Source organism: Kitasatospora sp. NPDC041917 (assembly GCF_055589745.1).
Window position 1 is genome coordinate 1 of sequence record NZ_JBVJBI010000088.1, and the last position, 4,238, is coordinate 4,238.

The window sequence follows — 4,238 nt, forward strand, 5'->3', positions numbered from 1 at the left end:
ACGCCGTACTCGTCCAGCTCCGACAGGAGGCCGTCCACACCCTCCCGGTCGGTGGTGTGGTCGTCCGCGAAACGACGGTCACCCGTCGCGTCCGGCACGTGCTTCACACAGACAACGATCCTCAAGCTCACGGCCTTGTCTCCTGTACTGGTCTCGTCCGGCGGCTGCGGCGGTGCAAGCGGGCGCGAACACGGCACGCACCCGCTCCGGGCAGCGAATTCCCGTGCCGGTCCGGAACTTCCTGGCAGCATACTCGCCGGTAGTGCAGTGGTCACTACTGGCCAGTAGCTTATGCCGTGCGGCCGCTCCCGCCGCCTGCGCCCATCCTGCCCCAGCCCGGAGCCGACTCCACCCGACGGGGCGGAACAACTGCCGCCGGATTGCTCACACCACGCTCACACCACGCGCCCGAGCGCCGCGATCACGTCCACCCTGCGCGGCTGCCCCGCCGCCCGCCGCACCACCCGGCCCTCCCCGTCCAGCACCAGGACGGTCGGCGTCCGCCGGACCTCCAGCCGGCGGACCAGCTCCAGCCGCTCCTCCGCGTCCACCTCGACGTGCTCGACCCCGTCGACCATCCCGGCCACCTCGGAGAGCACCCTCCGAGTGGCCCGGCACGGCTGGCAGAAGGCCGTCGAGAACTGCACCAGCGTCGCCCGCGCGCCGAGCGGCCCGCCCAACTCGGCCTCCGACAGCCGTACCGCCCCGTCCTCGGTGCTCAACCCTCGGCCTCCCGTCGCTCCCGGCCCCACGCCCGGCCCACGGCGGGCCGGTCCCGGCCACCGTCAAGGCACCACACCACGCACCGGCGGCCAGGTCATCCCCCCAGTCTGCGGCAGGGCCCTCCGCGCCCGAAACACGGTCGACCGCCGGGGCCCGGCCACGTACGATCGGCCGGTGGATTCCGACTGTCACCCAACGCAGCCGCCGGCCTGCCGCCGCGTCACCGCCACGGCCCGGGCCATCGTCCACCGACGACGCTGACGCCCGCCGCCGACGCCCCGCCGCTGCCGCCGCCCGTCGCGACCCCCGGAGCCACCGTTGCAGACCGATCCCCGCGGCTCCCGCCTCGCCGCAGCGCTCACCTCCATCGTCCTGGCCGTCGTCCTGCGCACCGGCAACTGCCCCCTCCTGGCCGCCCAGACGCTCGTCCTGGCCCTCGGCGCCTTCGGCGGCCTGCGCATGGCCCCGTACGTCCGGCTGTTCCAGGCGCTCGTGCTCCCCCGGCTCGCACCGCCCTCCGAGACCGAGGACGAGCGGCCGCTCCGCTTCGACCAGGGCATCCTCATGGTGTTCACCGCGGTCGGCGCCCTCGGCTACTGCGCCGAGGTGACCTGGCTCGGTGCGCTGGCCTGCTCGGCCGCCCTCACCGCCGCCTTCGCCAACGCCGCGTTCGGCTACTGCGTGGGCAGCGAGCTCTACCCCCTGGTCCGGCGCGCCCAGGGCAGACTCACCGCCGGCGCGTGATGTGCGCGGCGGAAAAGTTCCCGTTCGAATTCATCACGGAGATCACACCGCCAAAATTCGCTTGACCGCACGCCTCAGGTGACAGCAGGCACTCGTTCGGGGGATCATCTCCGTGAATCACCCGTGACCGCCGCGGAGTGCCGTGCTCCGGTCGGCGCCGCCCGCACAACGGAGCGGGTACCCGCCGAACCGGGCTCCGACCCGTGGAAGTCAGGACTGACCGTGGCAGAGTTCGTGTACCCGCCGGTGATCGGCGCCGCACTCACCGCCTTCCGCGCGCTCGACGTGCGGATCAAGACCGTGGGCGCCGAGCACATCCCCGCCAGGGGGGGAGCGGTACTGGTCAGCAACCACATCAGCTACCTGGACTTCCTCTTCGCGGGCCTCGGCGCGTACCGCGGCGGCAAGCGCAAGACCCGCTTCATGGCCAAGGACGACGTCTTCAAGCACCGGATCTCCGGCCCGCTGATGCGCGGCATGAAGCACATCCCGGTGGACCGCACCGACGGGCAGCCCGCGTACGAGGCCGCCGTACGGGCCCTCAAGGCCGGCGAGGTGGTCGGGGTGTTCCCCGAGGCGACCATCAGCCGCTCCTTCATGCTGAAGAAGTTCAAGACCGGCGCCGCCCGGATGGCAGCCGACTCCGGCACCCCGCTGCTGCCCGTCGTGCTCTGGGGCACCCAGCAGCTCTGGACCAAGGGCCGCCCGAAGACCCTCACCAAGCGGCACGTCCCGGTCACCATCATGATCGGCGAACCGATCCACCTCGGACCGAACGACAAGCCCGTGATGGTCACCCGACGGCTGCGCGCCGCCATGAGCGAGATGCTCGACCAGGCCCAGCGCGAGTACCCCGCCAAGCCCTCCGGCCAGGACGACACCTGGTGGCTGCCCGCCCACCTCGGCGGCACCGCCCCCACCCTGGAGGTCGCCGAGGCCGAGGACGAGGCGGAGGCCCTCGCCCGGGCCGAGCGCCGCGCCGCCCGGGGCTGACAGCTCCTTCTCCTCCCCTCTCTCTCCTCTCCCCCTCTCCTTTCTCCTCTCTTCTCCGCCCCTCCTGCCGGCCTCCCGCCTCCCCCGCCCTCCGTCTACTCCGTGCGACCGAGCGAGAACTCTCCGTCGCGTGTCGCCCGACCGCCGACGCCCCCCGTCTGACACAGTGACAGCTCCTTCCAGGGGCCTTCGTCCTGAATCCGCGGCGGGGGCACACGTCGGAACGGTCGAAAGGCTCGGAGGCGGAGATGGCACGGATCACCACCGGCACACGGCAGTCACCCACGGGCAGGGCCCGCACCCGCGCGAGCGCCGGTGCGGGCCTTCTGCTTCTGGGCACCCTGCTCACCGGCTGCGGAGCCGAACCCGGGGAGATCCCGCTCTCCGAGATCCGGCCGGAGACTCCCACCAGCACCCCCGAGGCGAGACCCGCCGAGACCCCCGGCGTGGTCGGTGCGGCCGTCGGAGCGCCCGCGGCCACCGCGCACAACGGACTGATCGTCAGCCGCGCCTACACCGACTCCGCCCGCACCAGCAGCGCCATCGTCACCCTCTCCCCCGACGGCACCGGCCAGCACCAGGTCACCAAGCCGCCGGCCCGCGCCCTCGACGACCGCCCGGACTGGTCCCCCGACGGCACCACCATCGCCTTCGACCGCACCGACCCGCAGAGCGGCACCGCCCGGCTCTGGACCGTCCCCACCAACGGCGGCCCCGAACACCAGATCAACCAGCTCTGCGACAGCGGCACCGCCGACTGCGCCAACGAGGACGAACGGGCCCCCGCCTTCTCCCCGGACGGCAAGCAGGTCGCCTTCAGCCGATCCTGGGGCGCCCAGGACTCGACCGGCAGCCGCCAGATCCAGTACTCGGACCTCTACCTGATGAGCCCCGAGGGCACCGACGTCCAGCGGCTCACCTTCCTCACCAATGACAAGCCCTACTCCGGCATCGTCAGCAATCCCAGCTGGTCCCCCGACGGGAAGCAGCTCACCTTCGAGTACCGCACCAGCGCCACCGGGCAGCCCGCCGGCAGCCGCGCCATCTACGTCGTCAGCGCGGACGGCACCGGGCTGCGCCAGCTCACCCCCTGGGAACTGCGCGCGGGCGACCGTGCGGACTGGTCCCCCGACGGCACCCAGATCCTCTTCACCACCTACCCGGCCGGCCCCGACAACGCCCCCGGCGGCGGCATCTACACCGTGCACCCCGACGGCAGCGCCGTCGGCGCCCTCACCCCCGCCCCCTCGGACATCTTCTACGGCACCGCCGCCTACGCGCCGGACGGCAAGTCCATCGTCTTCGCCCAGGCCCCCTCGGGTGCCGGCGCCGACCTCTACAGCATGCGGCCGGACGGTACGGGCGTCGCCCGTCTCACCAACAGCGCGGACAAGTGGCTCGGCCGCCCGGCCTGGGGGACGGCGGAGAGCTCGGTGGCTCCCGCCGAACCGGCTCAGGCAACGGATCAGCCGTCGGTTCCGGCAACGGACCAGCCGTCGGATCAGGGGTCGAGTCAGCCTTCGCCGGCACCACAGGCTTCCCGGACGCCGCGTCCGGATGACCAGCAGCAGGCCCAGGCCCAAGGGCAGGAGCCCACCGAAAAGCCGCGCCCCGGGACGGGATCGGAGTCCGGCCCTGGCTCCGGCTCCGGCTCCGACGAATAGATCGTACGGTCCTGGAAATGCGAAGAACCCCCATCCGGATCCCGGATGGGGGTTCTTCTGAAGAATTGTTCGGCGGCGTCCTACTCTCCCACAGGGTCCCCCCTGCAGTACCAT

4 protein-coding genes and 1 pseudogene are annotated in these 4,238 nt (G+C 72.3%); 3 read left to right on the top strand and 2 right to left on the bottom strand.

The genetic code is table 11. From position 1 onward, the window contains the following. Positions 1–131 (bottom strand): annotated as a pseudogene (locus ACZ6EM_RS40115) (electron transfer flavoprotein subunit beta); the annotation flags it as partial. Between the two features lie 264 nt (positions 132–395). Then, positions 396–722, bottom strand: a complete 327-nt coding sequence (locus tag ACZ6EM_RS40120) for a TlpA family protein disulfide reductase (RefSeq protein WP_359915558.1) — start codon at positions 720–722, stop codon at positions 396–398. Between the two features lie 319 nt (positions 723–1,041). Here ACZ6EM_RS40120 and ACZ6EM_RS40125 point away from each other — a divergent pair, with 319 nt between their 5' ends. The 3 genes from ACZ6EM_RS40125 to ACZ6EM_RS40135 all read left to right on the top strand — a co-directional run bounded on the left by ACZ6EM_RS40125 (position 1,042) and on the right by ACZ6EM_RS40135 (position 4,124). Continuing rightward, positions 1,042–1,467, top strand: coding sequence for a DUF4395 domain-containing protein (locus ACZ6EM_RS40125; RefSeq protein ID WP_359915560.1), 426 nt, complete (start codon positions 1,042–1,044; stop codon positions 1,465–1,467). A gap of 222 nt (positions 1,468–1,689) precedes the next feature. Next, on the top strand, positions 1,690–2,460 hold the full coding sequence (locus ACZ6EM_RS40130; protein ID WP_452181044.1) for a lysophospholipid acyltransferase family protein: 771 nt from the start codon (positions 1,690–1,692) through the stop codon (positions 2,458–2,460). 248 nt (positions 2,461–2,708) lie between these two features. Next, positions 2,709–4,124, top strand: coding sequence for a hypothetical protein (locus tag ACZ6EM_RS40135; RefSeq protein WP_465774642.1), 1,416 nt, complete (start codon positions 2,709–2,711; stop codon positions 4,122–4,124). The last annotated feature ends 114 nt before the right edge of the window (positions 4,125–4,238 follow it).

Excerpts from the sequence above, each read along its gene's own strand:
- ACZ6EM_RS40135 (WP_465774642.1), top strand. The coding sequence starts at position 2,709 with ATGGCACGGATCACCACCGGCACACGGCAGTCACCCACGGGCAGGGCC.